Origin of the sequence: Kitasatospora sp. NPDC057518 (assembly GCF_042802075.1) — a bacterium.
Classification (GTDB): Bacteria; Actinomycetota; Actinomycetes; order Streptomycetales; family Streptomycetaceae; genus Kitasatospora.
The window spans coordinates 1-15988 of sequence record NZ_JBHVEU010000195.1 but is presented as its reverse complement, the minus strand read 5'-3'; the positions used below and the strand labels follow the sequence as shown (position 1 = coordinate 15988).

At 72.7% G+C, this 15988-nt stretch carries 14 protein-coding genes; 11 read left to right on the top strand and 3 right to left on the bottom strand.

Annotation, left to right across the window (positions count from 1 at the left end; genetic code table 11):
* Nucleotides 1-81: 81 nt before the first annotated feature.
* Entirely contained in the window at nt 82-1338 is a 1257-nt protein-coding gene (gene serB / locus ACFU7Z_RS20830) for a phosphoserine phosphatase SerB (RefSeq protein WP_049652099.1), read from the bottom strand.
* Between the two features lie 221 nt (nt 1339-1559).
* Here serB and ACFU7Z_RS20825 point away from each other — a divergent pair, with 221 nt between their 5' ends.
* The 3 genes from ACFU7Z_RS20825 to ACFU7Z_RS20815 all read left to right on the top strand — a co-directional run bounded on the left by ACFU7Z_RS20825 (nt 1560) and on the right by ACFU7Z_RS20815 (nt 6200).
* Entirely contained in the window at nt 1560-4175 is a 2616-nt protein-coding gene (locus ACFU7Z_RS20825) for an FHA domain-containing protein (RefSeq protein ID WP_380778759.1), read from the top strand.
* Nucleotides 4176-4453: 278 nt separating this feature from the next.
* Nucleotides 4454-5551 (top strand): GAF domain-containing sensor histidine kinase, encoded by a 1098-nt coding sequence (locus ACFU7Z_RS20820; protein WP_049652110.1) that lies wholly within the window; start codon nt 4454-4456, stop codon nt 5549-5551.
* On the top strand, nt 5544-6200 hold the full coding sequence (locus tag ACFU7Z_RS20815; RefSeq protein WP_049652101.1) for a response regulator transcription factor: 657 nt from the start codon (nt 5544-5546) through the stop codon (nt 6198-6200). The genes ACFU7Z_RS20820 and ACFU7Z_RS20815 overlap by 8 nt, the downstream gene beginning before the upstream one ends.
* A gap of 22 nt (nt 6201-6222) precedes the next feature.
* Here the strand turns inward: ACFU7Z_RS20815 and ACFU7Z_RS20810 are convergent, their stop codons facing one another.
* Complete coding sequence (locus tag ACFU7Z_RS20810; protein WP_074001594.1) at nt 6223-7026, bottom strand: hypothetical protein; 804 nt, start codon at nt 7024-7026, stop codon at nt 6223-6225.
* Between the two features lie 150 nt (nt 7027-7176).
* Between ACFU7Z_RS20810 and ACFU7Z_RS20805 the strand changes: the two genes are divergently transcribed.
* From ACFU7Z_RS20805 to ACFU7Z_RS20775, 7 genes are all read left to right on the top strand, one after another.
* Nucleotides 7177-7968 (top strand): ABC transporter ATP-binding protein, encoded by a 792-nt coding sequence (locus tag ACFU7Z_RS20805; RefSeq protein ID WP_049652103.1) that lies wholly within the window; start codon nt 7177-7179, stop codon nt 7966-7968.
* Nucleotides 7969-8098: 130 nt separating this feature from the next.
* Nucleotides 8099-8521: an NfeD family protein gene (locus ACFU7Z_RS20800; RefSeq protein ID WP_049652104.1), complete on the top strand. Its 423-nt coding sequence runs from the start codon at nt 8099-8101 to the stop codon at nt 8519-8521.
* Nucleotides 8522-8531: 10 nt separating this feature from the next.
* Nucleotides 8532-9584 carry an SPFH domain-containing protein gene (locus ACFU7Z_RS20795; RefSeq protein ID WP_117490089.1) on the top strand — a complete coding sequence of 351 codons (1053 nt, stop codon included), beginning with the start codon at nt 8532-8534 and terminating at the stop codon, nt 9582-9584.
* 223 nt (nt 9585-9807) lie between these two features.
* Nucleotides 9808-10566, top strand: coding sequence for a sulfite exporter TauE/SafE family protein (locus tag ACFU7Z_RS20790; RefSeq protein WP_049652106.1), 759 nt, complete (start codon nt 9808-9810; stop codon nt 10564-10566).
* A gap of 79 nt (nt 10567-10645) precedes the next feature.
* The gene (locus ACFU7Z_RS20785) at nt 10646-10825 is read left to right on the top strand and encodes a DUF1272 domain-containing protein (protein WP_380778756.1); all 180 of its coding nucleotides are present in this window, start codon (nt 10646-10648) and stop codon (nt 10823-10825) included.
* A gap of 82 nt (nt 10826-10907) precedes the next feature.
* Complete coding sequence (locus ACFU7Z_RS20780; protein ID WP_375877723.1) at nt 10908-11213, top strand: 4a-hydroxytetrahydrobiopterin dehydratase; 306 nt, start codon at nt 10908-10910, stop codon at nt 11211-11213.
* Nucleotides 11214-11336: 123 nt separating this feature from the next.
* Nucleotides 11337-13367, top strand: a complete 2031-nt coding sequence (locus ACFU7Z_RS20775) for a PQQ-binding-like beta-propeller repeat protein (RefSeq protein WP_380778753.1) — start codon at nt 11337-11339, stop codon at nt 13365-13367.
* 67 nt (nt 13368-13434) lie between these two features.
* On the opposite strand, the gene ACFU7Z_RS20770 is transcribed toward ACFU7Z_RS20775, so the two are convergent.
* A complete protein-coding gene (locus ACFU7Z_RS20770) occupies nt 13435-13965 on the bottom strand; it encodes an HNH endonuclease (RefSeq protein ID WP_049659779.1) in 531 nt (176 codons plus the stop codon).
* Nucleotides 13966-14257: 292 nt separating this feature from the next.
* Between ACFU7Z_RS20770 and tyrS the strand changes: the two genes are divergently transcribed.
* Complete coding sequence (tyrS, locus tag ACFU7Z_RS20765; RefSeq protein WP_380778761.1) at nt 14258-15526, top strand: tyrosine--tRNA ligase; 1269 nt, start codon at nt 14258-14260, stop codon at nt 15524-15526.
* Nucleotides 15527-15988: the final 462 nt, after the last annotated feature.

Here is a 15988-nt window from a genome sequence, read left to right as displayed (position 1 = left end):
GATCGAATCCGCGCGCCCCTCTGGTACGTCCACAGGCCCTCTCCGGGCGGCCGCCTCACTCCATCGGCCGCCGGGCGGGCCCTACTCGGTCGGGGTGCCGTGCAGCGCGTCGGCGGCCTCGACCTCCTCGCGGGTGATGCCCAGCAGGTACAGCACGGTGTCCAGGAACGGCACGTTCACCGCGGTGTCGGCGGCCTCCCGCACCACCGGCTTGGCGTTGAACGCCACCCCGAGGCCGGCCGCGTTCAGCATGTCCAGGTCGTTGGCGCCGTCGCCGATCGCCACCGTCTGCTCCAGCGGCACCTTCGCCTGCTCGGCGAAGCGGGCCAGCCAGCGGGCCTTGCCCGCCCGGTCCACGATCTCGCCGACCACCCGGCCGGTGAACCGGCCGTCCACCACCTCCAGGGTGTTCGCGGCCGCGAAGTCCAGCCCCAGCTGCTCCACCAGGTGGTCGGTGACCTGGGTGAATCCGCCGGACACCACCGCGACCTGGTAGCCGAGGCGCTGGAGCGTACGGATCAGGGTGCGCGCGCCCGGCGTGAAGCGGACCTCGGCGCGCACCTTCTCGGTCACCGAGGCGTCCAGCCCGGCCAGCAGCGCCACCCGGGCCCGCAGCGACTCGGCGAAGTCCAGCTCCCCGCGCATGGCCGCCGCCGTCACCGCGGCGACCTCCTCCTCGCAGCCCGCGTGGGCGGCGAACAGCTCGATCACCTCGTCCTGGATGAGCGTGGAGTCGACGTCCATGACCACCAGGCGCTTGGCCCGGCGCTCCAGACCGGCGGCGACCACCGCGACGTCCACCCGCTGGGTGGCCGCCTCCTGGGCCAGCGCGGCCCGCAGCTCGTCGGTGGCCACACCGGAGACGGCCAGCTCGACCGCCGTCACCGGGTACTTGGCGAGCCGGAAGACACGGTCGATGTTGCCGTCCGAGGCGGTGATCCGGGAGGTGAGCGCGGAGACGGCGGCGGCGGTCAGCGGGTTGCCGAGCACCGTGACGTGCGAACGGCCCTCACGGCGCGGCCGGTTGTCACCGATGCCGGAGAGGATCTCGGCCTGGAGCTTCTGCTCGTCGGCCCAGCGGTGGACGGTGGCCCGCAGCCCGCCCTCGGCGCCGGGTGCGGTGGGCGGGGTGACCAGGGCGCACAGCGTGATGCGCCCACGGGTGACGACCTGCTCGATGTCGATGACGTCGACGCCGAAACCGGCCAGCGTCGTGAAGAGGCCGGCGGTGATGCCGGGACGGTCCTTGCCGAACACCTTGACGAGCAGGGTGCGCTCGTCCGCGGTCCGGTGCTGGGCGGCGGGGAGGGGCTCAGCGGCCAGGGGCGATGCGTTCATGGTGCCTCCCACGCTACCGGGCGCCCGAGGGCCCGGGAGCACCCGTCCCACCTCGCGGGACGCCGCAGGTCCGGGCTCGGTAGCAGCCTGGTCACAGTCGCCCGGGCCGACTTTCACCGGCGGTCGGCGGGCTGGAATGATTCCCCCGGCAGTCACAGGAACATCGCGGCCCCGGCCGGGGCCACAATTCGGGGGAACCGAGAGAGCGGGGCAGGCGAGCAGTGCCGCAACTCGTCATCGAGATCAACGGACAGCAGCGGACTCTGGAGCCCGGGCGGTCCTACACCATCGGGCGAAACCCGCAGTCGGACTTCACGTTCGACGACGCGAGGGTCTCCTGGCAGCACGGGACCATCGGCTTCAACGGCAGCGGTTGGCAGCTGGACGACCACGGCAGCACCAACGGAACGTACGTGGCCGGTGCCCGCACCCTCCAGGCCCAGCTGTTCCCCGGCGCCGTGGTGAACCTGGGCAACCCGGAGAACGGCCCCCGGCTCGGCTTCTCCGCGCCCGCGCAGGCCGCCGCCCCGCACGCCGCGGCCCCGCAGGCCACCCCGATGCACGAGGCCGCCACCAGCCGCGGCCCGGTGCCCACGCCCCAGCAGCCCGCCCCGCAGCAGGGCTGGCCGCAGCACGACCCGTACCAGCAGCAGCCGCAGCAGGCCTGGCCCGGCCAGCAGCAGGCCCAGCCGCCGTTCCCGCAGCAGCAGTACGCGCCGCCGCAGGACCGGCCGGCCCCGCAGCAGCAGCCCCAGCCCCAGCACGGCGGCTTCCCGCAGCAGGGCTTCCCGCCCCCGCCGCACGACGGCGGGCCGCAGCCGACCATCATCCGCAACCTGACCTCGGCGATGCGCACCGTCCGGATCGGCCGCGCGCTCGACAACGACATCGTGGTGTCCGACCTCCAGGTCTCCCGCCACCACGCCGAGCTGCGCCAGCTCCCGGACGGCCGCTACGAGATCGTCGACCTCGGCAGCCACAACGGCATCTTCCTCAACGGCCAGCGGGTGCAGCGTCAGCTGATGGGCCCGCAGGACCGGCTGACGGTCGGCCACTCCGGCTTCGTCCTGGTCGGCGACCAGCTGCAGGAGTTCGTCGACACCGGCGCCGTCTCCTTCTCCGCCCGCCACCTGACCGTCGAGGTCGACCACAAGGGCGGCAAGAAGGTCCTGCTCGACGACGTCAGCTTCGGCGTCCCGGAGAAGTCCCTGGTGGCCGTCATCGGCCCGTCCGGCTCCGGCAAGTCGACCCTGCTGCGCGCCCTCACCGGCTACCGCCCGGCCGACCGCGGCGAGGTGCTGTACGACGGCCGCAACCTCTACAAGCAGTTCGCCGAACTCCGCTCGCGCATCGGCCTGGTGCCGCAGTCCGAGATCCTGCACCGCGAGCTCACCGTCCGGAAGGGCCTCAAGTACGCGGCCCGGCTGCGCTTCCCCGGGGACACCGAGGCGAAGGAGCGCGAGGCCCGGATCGACGAGGTGCTGTACGAGCTGCGCCTCGACAAGCGCGCCGACAACAAGATCACCGCGCTCTCCGGCGGCCAGCAGAAGCGCGTCTCGGTCGCCCTGGAGCTGCTCACCAAGCCCTCGCTGATCTTCCTGGACGAGCCCACCTCGGGCCTCGACCCGGGCATGGACCGCGAGGTCATGCAGATGCTGCGCGGCCTGGCCGACGACGGCCGCACGATCCTGGTCGTCACCCACTCGGTGGCCGAACTCGCGCTCTGCGACCGGCTGCTGGTGATGGCGCCGGGCGGCTCGGTGGCCTACTTCGGCCCGCCGGACGAGGCGCTGCACTTCTTCGGGTACGAGACCTGGGCTGACGTCTTCCAGGCCTTCGAGAACTACCCGGACCACGACTGGGCCGGCCGCTACCGCGGTTCGGTGCACTACCAGCAGTACTCCGCCCCGACCGTCGAGGCGGGCGAGGTGCAGCACGTCCAGGTCGCCCAGGAGGCCGTCAAGCCGCCCAAGCCGCAGAGCTGGGGCTCGCAGCTGTGGACCCTGATGCGCCGCTACATGTCGGTGCTCGCCTCGGACCGCGGCTTCCTGGCCCTGTCGGTGCTGCTGCCCGCGGTGATCGGCGCGGTCAGCGTGCTGATCCCCAACGAACCGGGGCTCGCGCCCAACCCGAACACCCAGCTCCACCTCAACAACGGGGCCGCGACGATCCTGCTGATCCTGGCGATCGGCGCCTGCTTCTCCGGAGCGGCCAACTCGGTCCGCGAGCTGATCAAGGAACGGGCGATCTACGAACGGGAACGGGCCACCGGGCTCTCCCGCTCGGCGTACATGATGTCCAAGATCATCGTGCTGGGCTTCTTCAGCGTGATCCAGGGCGCGATCATCTCCGCCGTCGGCTTCCTGCCGCGCAAGCTCCCCGAGCACGGCCTGCTCGTCAAGAACCTGCCGATCGTCGAGATGACCGTCGGCATGATCCTGCTCAGCTTCGCCGCGATGATGTTCGGCCTGATGATCTCCGCGCTGGTGAAGACCGCCGAGAAGACCATGCCGCTGCTGGTCATGTTCGCCATCGTCCAGGTCGTCTTCACCGGCTGCCTCTTCCAGATCTTCAGCAAGCCCGGCCTGGAGCAGGTCGCCTGGCTGATGCCGGCCCGCTGGGGCACCGGCATCGTGTCCACCACGCTGGACCTGTCCACGCTCATGGGCCCCTGGAACAAGGACTTCCAGAACCCCAACTACGACCCGCTCTGGAAGCACAGCGTCGCCCAGTGGGCGATCGACGCGGGCGTGCTGGTGGCCATCTCGGTCGTCATCGGCGTCCTCGTCACCCGGCTCCAGCGCCGGCACGAGCCCGAGGTCATGCAGAAGGGCTGACCCCTTCCCCGACGTCGCGGACAGCAGTCCGAGGGGCGGTCCTCCCACCCGGGAGGGCCGCCCCTCCGCGTTTCCGGACGGGCCCTCCCGGGGCGCGGGTCCTAGGTCCCCGGACCCGGGCCCGGGGCGGCCGGGGACGGACGCGGCGGCCGTCACGGCGGCGGTAGTTTGACCGTATGCCCAGCACCACCGGAGACCACGCGGCCCACCACGGCCCGCTGCCCGCCTGCGAACCGTGCCTGGCCGGGATCGAGGCCGTCAGCCAGGCGCTGCTCGCCATGAGCCGGCACCTGGAGGTCCGCGAGGTGCTGCGCCGCATCACCGCCTCCGCCCGCGGCCTGCTCGGCGCCGAGTACGCGGCCCTCGGCGTGCCCGACGACCACGGCGGCTTCGCCCAGTTCGTCGTCGACGGCGTCACCGACGAGCAGTGGCGGGCGATCGGCCCGCTGCCCCGGCAGCACGGCGTGCTCGCCGCGATGCTGCACGAGACCGGCCCCACCCGGCTGGTGGACGTCCGCAAGGCGCCCGCCTTCGAGGGGTGGCCCGAGGCCCACCCCGACATGGACGCCTTCCTCGGCATGCCGATCCTGGACACCGACGCGGCCGAGGACGAGCCGCAGGTGATGGGCGTCATCTTCCTCGCCAACAAGCGCGGCGGCGGCCAGTTCACCGACCACGACGAGGAACTGCTGCGGATCCTCGCCGCGCACGCCGGCCTCGCCCTGTCCAACGCCCGGCTGTACGAGCGCAGCCGCGAGCTCACGCTGGCCGGCGAGCGGGCCCGGATCGCCCACGACCTGCACGACGCCGTCTCGCAGAAGCTCTTCTCGCTCCGCCTCACGGCCAAGGCGGCCGCCAAGCTCGTCGACCGCGACCCGGCCCGGGCCCGCGCCGAACTCGCCGAGGTCGCCCGGCTGGCCGCCGAGGCCGCCGACGAACTGCGCGCCGTCGTCGTGGAGCTGCGCCCCGCCGCCCTGGAGGAGGACGGGCTCAGCGCCACCCTCGCCTCCCAGGTGCAGGTCCTCGACCGGGCGCACACCGCCGACGTCGCCTTCGCCGCCGACGGCGTCCGGGCGCTGCCGCCCGCCCAGGAGGCCGCGCTGCTGAGGGTCGCCCAGGAGGCGCTGCACAACGCGCTGCGCCACTCCGGCGCCCGCCGGGTCACCGTCACCCTGGCCGGGACGCCCGCGCGCGGCGCCGTGCTGCGGGTGCACGACGACGGGCGCGGCTTCGACCCGGAGTCCGTCCGACGGGCCGGCCGCCACCTCGGCCTGGCCTCGATGCGCGACCGCGCGGCCGCCGTCGGCGGCACGCTCACCCTGGAGTCGGCCCCCGGTCGGGGGACGCTCGTCGAGATGGAGGTCCCCGGTGCCTGAGAGCACACCGTCGATCCGCGTCCTGCTGGTCGACGACCACCAGGTCGTCCGGCGCGGGCTGCGCACCTTCCTGGAGGTCCAGGACGACATCGAGGTGGTCGGGGAGGCCGCCGACGGGGCGGAGGGCGTCGAACGGGCCCGTGAACTCGACCCCGACGTCGTCCTGATGGACCTCAAGATGCCCGGCGTCGACGGCATCGAGGCGCTGCGCACCCTCAAGGGGGAGGGCAGCCGGGCCCGGATCCTGATCGTCACCAGCTTCACCGAGCACCGCACGATGGTCCCCGCGCTGCGGGCCGGCGCCGCCGGGTACGTCTACAAGGACGTCGACCCGGAGGCGCTGGCCGGCGCGATCCGCTCGGTGCACGCCGGCCACGTCCTGCTCCAGCCCGAACTGGCCGCCGCCCTGCTCTCCGACGACAGCCCGCGCGCCCCCCAGGGCCGCGGCGGCACGCTCACCGAGCGCGAGCGCGAGGTGCTCGGCCACATCGCCGACGGCCGCTCCAACCGGGAGATCGCCCGCAGCCTCCACCTGTCGGAGAAGACCGTGAAGACCCACGTGTCCAACATCCTCATGAAGCTGGACCTGGCCGACCGCACCCAGGCGGCACTCTGGGCCGTCCGCCACGGCGAGACCCGCGAGGCGTAGCGCGCCGGGGGTGCCCCTCCGCTCAGCGGTCGTCCCGCTCGTCGACGAGGGCGTTGTAGGCGGCCACCTGGGCGCGCCGGGCGGTGCGCCGCAGCGGGGCCAGGGCGGACTGCCGGGCCGCCATCTCGGAGGCGCTGACGGCGGCGCCGTGCCCGCCGGAGGCGATGGCGAGCAGGGCGGACACCTGACGGGCCGACTCCAGGACGCGGACGGCCCGGGGCGGGTAGCCGGGGGCCAGCGGCTCGCTGTGGCCGCGCCGGCGGTAGGCGTCGAGGGCGCGCAGGGCCTCGGGCCCGGCACCGGCCACGTCGAGGCGGGTGAGCAGGACGGTCGCCTCCCGCAGCCCCTCCGCCAGCTCGCGCTCGGCCTCGTGGAGCGACGGGACGTCCGCCGGAGGTGTGTCGTTGACCTCATGGCAGCGCCACAGCACGGTGGCCGAGCGGTCGCCGGCCGGCCCGTACTCCTCCACCTCCGGCACCAGCCCGAGCGGTGCGCCGACGGCCAGGACGGCCTCGCCGGCCCGCATGGCCCGCTCGTTGAAGGCCTTCGGGCCGGTCAGTCCGAGCGGGTGCCCGGCCGAGGGCAGCGCGAGGCGCAGGCCCTTCACACCGAGCACCCGCAGCCGCCCCAGCGCCCAGGTCAGCCCGTGCTGCTCGCCGGGCCCGTCGCCGGGCAGGCCGGTGACCCGGTGGCGCTCGTCGGCGCCCAGGACGGCCGCGGCGGCGTCGTCCGGCGGCACCAGGCCCGCCAGCTGGGCGTTGCCCCATGCGGTGAGCCGCCCCGAACGGGGCTCTTCGTACGGATTGTCGGCTGGAGTCACGAGCATCCGGCCAGCCTACGGAATCGCCGGTCATCCGCGTGGCGTAGGTTTGCCCATGCGTGTGCGGCGCACCCACCCCGTGCCCACCGGCTGCCGGAGTAGGCTCGCCGCCCGCACCGACGGCCGAGAATCTTGTTTTTTGGGGAAGGCATAGGCATGAGCGACGTGCTGGAGCTGGTTGACGTATCCGTGGTCCGGGAGGGGCGCGCGCTGGTCGACCAGGTCTCGTGGTCCATCTCCGAGGGCGAGCGCTGGGTCATCCTGGGACCGAACGGCGCCGGCAAGACCACGCTGTTGCAGATCGCCTCCTCGTACCTGTTCCCGACCTCGGGCAAGGTCACGGTGCTGGGCGAGAAGCTCGGCGAGATCGACGTCTTCGAGCTGCGCTCCCGGATCGGTCTGGCCGGCGCCGCCATGTTCGACAAGCTGCCGGCCGAGCAGACCGTGCTGCAGACCGTCCTCACCGCCGCGTACGGCATGACGGTCACCTGGCAGGAGACCTACGAGCAGTCGGACGAGTCCCGCGCCCTGGCCCTGCTCGACCGCCTCGGCATGGCCAACCTCACCGACCGGAAGTTCGGCACCCTCTCCGAGGGCGAGCGCAAGCGCACCCTGATCGCCCGCGCCCTGATGACCGACCCCGAGCTGCTGCTGCTCGACGAGCCCGCCGCCGGCCTGGACCTCGGCGGCCGCGAGGACCTGGTCCGCCGGCTCGGCGCGCTCGCCCAGGACGAGTTCGCCCCGGCGATGGCGATGGTCACCCACCACGTCGAGGAGATCGCGCCCGGCTTCACCCACGTCCTGATGATCCGTCAGGGCAAGGTGCTCACGGCCGGCCCGATCGACACCGAGCTGACCGCCCGCAACCTCTCCAAGTGCTTCGGCCTGCCGCTGACCCTGGAGCGGCACGGAGACCGCTGGTCGGCGCAGGGTCTGCCGCTGGGCTGAGGCCCCGTCCGCCCGTTCCTGTCGTTCATCCGGACGGCCGTCGGGAACCGGTCGCACGCGCGACCGGTTTCCGCCCCTCGACCTGCGGGAACTGTCCGCTTCGAAGGCCTTCGCTCCCTAGGATGGACATGTGGACAGCTGGATCTGGTGGCTCCTGGCCGCCGCAGGGCTCGGCATACCGCTGGTGCTCACCGCGATGCCGGAGTTCGCCATGTTCGCGGTCGGGGCGCTGGCCGCCTCCGGCGTGGCCGCGCTGGGCGGGGGAGTGGTCCTCGAGACCGTGACCTTCGTCGCCGTCTCGGTCGCCCTGGTGGTCTTCGTCCGCCCGATCGCCTACCGGCAGCTCCGTAGCGGGCCGCAGGTCAAGATGGGCATCGAGGCGCTCCAGGGCGCCACCGCGGTCGTCGCGGAAACCGTCGACGGGGAGGGCGGGAGGATCAAGCTGAACGGCGAGATCTGGTCGGCCCGCGCGCTCCACCCGGGCCAGGTGTACCAGCCTGGACAACAGGTCGACGTCGTCGAAATCCAGGGCGCGACCGCCCTGGTCGTCTAGGGGAGAGTCCGTGGAACCCGTCCTTATCGTTTTGGTCGTCCTGGTCGTGGTGGCCTTCATCGCGCTGATCAAGACGATCCAGGTCATCCCGCAGGCCAGCGCCGCGATCGTGGAGCGCTTCGGCCGCTACACCCGGACGCTCAACGCAGGGCTGAACATCGTCGTCCCGTTCATCGACCGGGTCCGCAACCGGATCGACCTGCGCGAGCAGGTCGTGCCGTTCCCGCCGCAGCCGGTGATCACCCAGGACAACCTGGTCGTCAACATCGACACCGTCATCTACTACCAGGTGACCGACCCCCGGGCCGCGACGTACGAGGTCGCCAGCTACATCCAGGCGATCGAGCAGCTGACCGTCACCACGCTGCGCAACATCATCGGCTCGATGGACCTGGAGTCCACCCTGACCTCGCGCGAGGTCATCAACGCCGGTCTGCGCGGCGTCCTGGACGAGGCCACCGGCAAGTGGGGCATCCGGGTCAACCGCGTCGAGCTGAAGGCGATCGAGCCGCCGACCTCCATCCAGGACTCGATGGAGAAGCAGATGCGCGCCGACCGTGACAAGCGCGCCGCGATCCTCACCGCCGAAGGCCAGCGCCAGGCCCAGATCCTCAAGGCCGAGGGTGAGAAGCAGGCCGACGTGCTCCGCGCCGAGGGTGAGGCGCAGGCCGCCGTCCTGCGCGCCGACGGTGAGGCGGCCGCGATCCGGACGGTCTTCGAGGCCATCCACGACGGCGACGCCGACCAGAAGCTGCTCGCCTACCAGTACCTCCAGACGCTGCCCGAGCTGGCCAAGGGCGACTCCAACAAGCTCTGGATCATCCCCAGCGAGGTCGGCGACGCGCTCAAGGGCCTCGGCGGCGCCTTCGGCGGCCTGACCGGGGGGATGAACGGCGGCGCGGTCGCGGCGCCCACCGTTCCGCAGGCGGCCCCGGCGGCCCCGGCGGCCACCCAGGTGCCGCTGGACCCGGCCTCCGGCCCGCGGCCGGTGGACACCGAGAAGGGCGCCGCCCGTCCCCGGGTGGACCCGGCCCGGGAGTACCCGAAGATCGACCCGGAGTGACCGACCCGGAATGACCGGATCGGAGTGACCGAGCCGGAGTGGCCGGTCGGACCGCGTTCCGTCGAGGGCCCGCTGCCGAGAGGTGGCGGGCCCTCGGCCTTGTGCGGCGGCGGTGGAGCGCGCACACGTTGTGAGGTGCGTCCCGAATCGTGGGCGGGTCTGGTAGAGCCGCGGGGCCGTCCGGCATGATCCCCTCGGACAGGACCGAGAGGAGAGGTGACCCATGACGCTCTGGGAGTCGATCGCCGTCCTGGTGGCCGGCGTCGGCGCCGGGATGATCAACGTCATCGTCGGCTCCGGCACCCTGATCACCTTCCCGGTCCTGCTCGCCGTGGGCCTCCCGCCGGTCACCGCCAACGTCTCCAACACCTTCGGCCTGGTCCCCGGCTCGCTCAGCGGCGTGATCGGGTACCGCCGCGAACTGGCCGACCAGGGCCGCCGGGTGCTGCGCCTGGGCACCGCCTCGCTGCTCGGCGGGCTGGTCGGCGCGCTGCTGCTGACCAGGCTGCCGAGCGGGGCCTTCGACGCGATCGTCCCGGTGCTGATCCTGCTCGCACTCGTGCTGGTGGTGATCCAGCCCCGGGTGGCCAAGGCCGTCGCCGCCCGCCGCCGCCCCGGCGGCGATCCGGACGGCAGTCCGGTCCTGCTGGTCGGGGTGTTCCTGACCGGCATCTACGGCGGCTACTTCGGCGCCGCGCAGGGCGTGCTGCTGATGGCCCTGATGGGCATGCTGCTCCAGGAGGACCTCCAGCGGATCAACGCGGTGAAGAACGCCCTGGCGATGATCGTCAACGCCGTCGCCGCGCTCTTCTTCCTCTTCACCTCGACGGTGAACTGGACCGCCGCCGGTCTGATCGCGGCGGGCTCGCTGGTCGGCGGTCTGGTCGGTGCCAAGGTCGGCCGCCGCCTCCCGCCGACGGCGCTGCGCGGGGTCATCGTGGTGGTCGGCCTCGTGGCCGTCGCCAAGCTGCTGTTGAGCTGAAGGGCCGTCAGGCCGTCGGGCCCGGCAGGGTGTCGGGGCATCGGAACGTCGGAACATCGGAACGTCGGAGGAGTACGCCATGGCCCTGGAGATGCGTGAGAGCTGCGAGCGCTCCGCGGTGTCGCTGACCGCGGACGGCGGCGCCTCGATATGTTCCTACGAGTGCACCTTCTGCCCGGACTGCACCGAGGCCATGGCCGGCGGCTGCCCCAACTGCGGCGGCGAGCTGGTGACCCGTCCGCGCCGGAAGGCCGCCTGACACCGGAACCCCGGACGTCCCGGAAACCCGGACGCCCCGGAACTCCGGCACCCCGGACCGACCATCCAGCAGGAGCGCGGCGATGAGCAGCAGGGCACGGCTGAACGAGGACGAGATCACGGCGGCCCTGGCGGCGCTGCCCCGGTGGACGCGGGAGGGCGACAGCATCGCCCGTACCGCCGACGCCCCGGACTTCCCGGCGGCGGTCCGGGTGGTCGTCGCCGTCGCCGAGCAGGCCGAGGCGCTCGACCACCACCCCGACATCGACATCCGCTGGCGCACCCTGCGCTTCGTCCTGTCCACCCACAGCGCCGGCGGCCTCACCGGTCTGGACTTCACCCTCGCCGCCCGGATCGACGAGGCCCTGCGCGCCGAGTCGGCCTCCTGACGCCGCCGCAGGACCGGCCGGCCCGGGACCGTACGGGCGAGGGCCCGGGCCGCGCTCCCGGGCGGGCGTGAGATGCTGACTGCCGCATCGGCAGGCGGGCGGGGCTCGGGAGGGACGGAACGGATGGCGCAGGAGCCCTTCGGAGACGCCCACGACCGGCAGCCGTGGCCGCCCCAGGGCCACCCGGACTGGCAGAGCGGCGGGTACGGCGGGTACGCCGAGCAGCAGCAGACGCCGCAGCAGGTACCGCAGCAGCCGTCGCAGTGGCCGCCGCAGCAGGGCTACGGCTCGGCCGAGTACGGGCAGCAGCAGCCGCAGTCCGGCCAGGGCGGTTACGGGCCCACCGGCTACGACCAGAGCGGGTACGACCAGGCCGGCTACGGCCGGAGCGGGTACGACCAGGCCGGCTACGAGCAGAGCGGTGTCGGCCCGACCGGCTACGTCCAGGGCGGCTACGTCGAGGGCGGTTACGTCCAGGGCCCGTACGGCGGCCAGGAGCAGTACCAGCCGTACCCGCAGTACCCGGACCACGCGCAGCCGCACCAGCCCTACGCGCCGTACGCCACCCCGCAGCAGCCCGCCGACGAGGGGCTGTACGTCCCGGCGGGGGCGGAGTACTCGGCGGACGGCTACGTGCACATCGAGGAGGCCGGGCCGGCGCCCGTCCCCGAGGAGCCCGCGGTGACCACTCCGGTGCGGGCCCCCGAGCCGCAGGCCGAGCCGGCCCCGCGGTCGAGGGCCGCGGCCCGTCGAGGGGGCGGCGGCGGTTCCGGCGCGGGTGAGGGTTCCGGCTCCTCGCTCTCCGCCAAGGCCCGGAAGGCCGCCGACGCGGTGCTGACCGGGGAACACATGCCCAGCCGCAAGGCCCTGCTGGTGCGGACCGGCGCTGGGGTGGCCGCGCTGGGAGTGCTGGTGGCGGCCGGGCTGACGGTCGGCGCCGAGGGCGGCGGCAGCGCGGCGGCGAGCAGCGGCGGCGAGCCGGGCTTCGCGGTGGCGCACGACCGGGTGTGGGCCGCGCAGCCGGCCGCGGCCGGTCCGTCCGGGGGCGACGACACGCTGATCGGCGGCTGGCTGCTGGCCGACGCGGTGGTCCGGGCCGACGGCTCCGGGGTGCACGCGTACGACCGGGCGGGCGGCAAGGCGACCTGGTCGGTGGAGCCGCCGGCCGCCGGGGCCGTCCCGTGCGGGCTGTCGGCGGGGGTGAACCCGGCGGGCCTGGGCGCGGCCCTGTTCCGTCCGCAGGCCGATCCGAAGAGCCCCTGCACGCTGGTGGCCGCCGTGGACACCAAGACCGGCAAGACCGTCTGGACCAAGAGCCTCTCGGACGCCAAGGGCGCCTACTCGGCCCGGGTCGGCGTCACCGAGGACAAGGTGATCGCCGTCGGCGACGACCGGGTGCTGGCCTGGGAGTCCGCCGACGGGAAGGACGTCTGGCAGTACACCGGGCAGGGCAAGTTCTGCACCCTGTCCGGCGGCGTCAGCGGCAAGACCGTGCTCGTCGCCTCCTCCTGCGCCGACTCGACCCCCGCCGACCAGGCCGTCGCGCTGAACACCGCGGACGGCAAGGTCGGCTGGTGGCGGGGCCTGAACAACCAGCCGAAGACGGTGACCGTGCTGTCGGCCGAGCCGTCCGTGGTCCTCACCACCGGCGGGAAGCCCGAGGACGACCGGGTGTTCGCCTGGGGCGCGGGCGGCGACCCGGCCGCCGAGATCCCGGTGGCCGTCGACGGCGGCCGGCTGGACGTCGCCCACGGTACGTTTTCGGCCACTCCCGAGGTGTACTTCGAGGGCCGCACGATGGTCACCACCCTGGCCCCGCCGAACGGCGGCGGGCCGGTGGCCGCGGTCGGCTACGACCTGGACACCGGCAAGCAGCGCTGGAAGACGCCGACCGCCGCCAAGGGCGCCGTCCGGGCGGTCGGCATCGACGGCGGGTCGCTGGTGCTCGCCGCCGACGAACGCCGCGACCAGCCCGCCCGCCTCAGCCGGTTCCCGCTGGCGGGCGGCCGGGAGGCGACCGGGGGCAACTTCCCGGCCGGCACCGGCTCGCTGCTGATCTCCGGACGGGTGCTCATCGGCGGCGGGCAGGTGGTCGTGGTGCCCGAGCACTCGACCAACTACGGCACGGCGGCGGGGTACCGGGCGAAGGACTGAGGCCCTCCGCCCGGGTTTCCGGCCTCCTTGCGCCTCCTCGCGCCGCCTTACGCCGCCTTACGCCGCCTTACGCCGCGGAGACGGGCCGGCCCGGTACGGCCGGCAGCCAGTCGGCGAGGTCCCGGACCTCCGAGCCGCGCAGACCGAGCGCCAGCATCAGGCTGGCCTGCGGCGTCGGCTCGAACGGGCGGCGCAGCAGCTTCATCCCGGCCTGCTCCGGCGTGCGGTCCGCCTTGTGCTGGTTGTCCTCCGCGCACGCGGCCACGGTGTTCATCCAGCTGTCGGCACCACCGCGCGACCTGGGCTGGAGGTGGTCCACCGTGGTGGCCCGCCGGCCGCAGTACGCGCACAGGTGCCGGTCCCGCGCCAGGACGCCGCGCCGCGACCACGGAGCCTGTTGTCGGAACGGCACCCGTACGTACCGTTGCAGTCTGATCACCCGTGGCACCGGGACGGCAATGCCTGTCCCCCTGATCGAGCGCAGCGGATGCGCCTGCTCCACCACGGCCTTGTCCTGGAGCACCAGGACGACGGCGCGCTGGAGCGACACCGTCGTCAGGGGCTCGTAGCTCGCGTTCAGAACCAGCGTGTTGCGCACTCGGCACACCCTTCCCGCGGGCGTGCCACGGCGGCACGACCGTCTCCACACACGTCACTGCCGCCGCACGGCGGTGGAACCACTCTGAATGGGCCCGTAGCCGTCGAACAACGGAATTTCCGGTATCGGGGAGGGGCCCGGGACGGCGGACCGGCCGACCGGGAGGGGTGCCTCGGGGAAACTCGCTGGCCGGAACCGCGTAGGCTCTATCAGGCTGGAGTCGTACCGACCCGGAGCCCGACCGAACCGGGCCAGCACTGGTCGGACGCCCGATCGAAGGAGAAGCGTGACCGTGACGGACATCGTCGACGAGCTGCAGTGGCGCGGGCTGATCGCCCTTTCCACTGACGAGGACGCACTGCGCAAGGCGTTCGCGGACGGCCCGGTCACGTTCTATTGCGGCTTCGACCCGACGGCCCCCAGCCTGCACCTCGGCAACCTGGTGCAGATCCTCACCATGCGCCGCATCCAGCAGGCGGGGAACCTCCCGCTCGGGCTGGTCGGCGGCGCCACGGGCCTGATCGGCGACCCGAAGCCCACCGCCGAGCGCGTGCTCAACGACCCCGAGACGGTGGCCGGCTGGGTCGAACGCCTGCGCGGCCAGATCTCGCGCTTCCTCGACTTCGAGGGCCCGTACGCGGCGCGCATGGTCAACAACCTGGACTGGACGTCCGGGATGTCGGCGATCAGCCTGCTGCGTGACGTGGGCAAGTACTTCCGGGTCAACAACATGATCGCCAAGGAGGCCGTCGCCCGACGGCTCAACTCCGACGCGGGCATCAGCTACACCGAGTTCAGCTACCAGATCCTCCAGGGCATGGACTACCTGGAGCTGAACCGCCGCTACGGCTGCGCCCTGCAGACCGGCGGCAGCGACCAGTGGGGCAACCTGACCGCCGGCACGGACCTGATCCGCAAGGCCGACGGCAAGTCCGTCCACGCGCTGGCCACGCCGCTGATCGTCAAGGCCGACGGCACCAAGTTCGGCAAGACGGAGTCCGGCACGGTCTGGCTCGACCCCGAGCTGACCACCCCGTACGCCTTCTACCAGTTCTGGCTGAACGCGGACGACCGGGACGTCCCCACCTTCCTGCGGATCTTCAGCTTCCGCTCGAAGGAGGAGGTCGAGGAGCTGGAGCGCGAGACCACCGAGCGCCCGGCCGCCCGTCTTGCCCAGCGCGCCCTCGCCGAGGAGCTCACCACGCTGGTGCACGGCGCGGAGCAGTACGAGCGCGCGGTCGCCGCGTCCAAGGCGCTGTTCGGCCAGGGTGACCTCGCCGACCTGGAGGCCCCCACCCTGGCCGCCGCCCTGGCCGGGGTCCCGAAGGCCGAGGTGTCCGAACTCCAGACGGTGGTCGACCTGCTGGTCGCCGTCGGGCTGTCGCCCAGCCGTTCGGCCGCCCGCCGGACGATCAAGGAGGGCGGTGCCTACCTCAACAACGTCAAGGTGACGGACGAGGAGGCGGTGCCGACCGAGGCCGACCTGCTGCACGGCCGCTGGCTGGTGCTGCGGCGCGGCAAGCGGAACCTGGCGGCGGCGGAGCTGGTCGCCGCCGGCTGACCGCCGGTCGCCAGCCGGGCCGGTGGAGGCTGCCGGTTGAGGCTTGGCTGAAAGCACACCTGCTCTGAGCTGCGGCTTCGAGCCCCGAGGGCCGGATCTGGACAGATCCGGCCCTCGACGTTTGACGATGTCCTCCAGGTGGCCTAGTGTTGAACGAGTCGCTGGAGCGGCCACCCCACTCAGCAAGACCCACTCCCACTCTGATTCCCATGAAAATGGGTTCGTCGGCATTGCCGTCTACGGGTGAGTGTGAATTTCGAGTGACACTCGGAATGCGGTAATGTGGTGGACGTCGCGAAAAGCGGACCCGGCCAGTTCGGGAAATCGGATGAATGAAACTCCGGAAAACGGAGCGGAAAACATCTGATAAGCTGGTAACACGAAAGAACGAAGCCCGGAGGGTCCGCTGGAAGGCGGTCCGAAGGAAGCGTCCGTTCCTTGAGAACTCAACAGCGTGCCAAA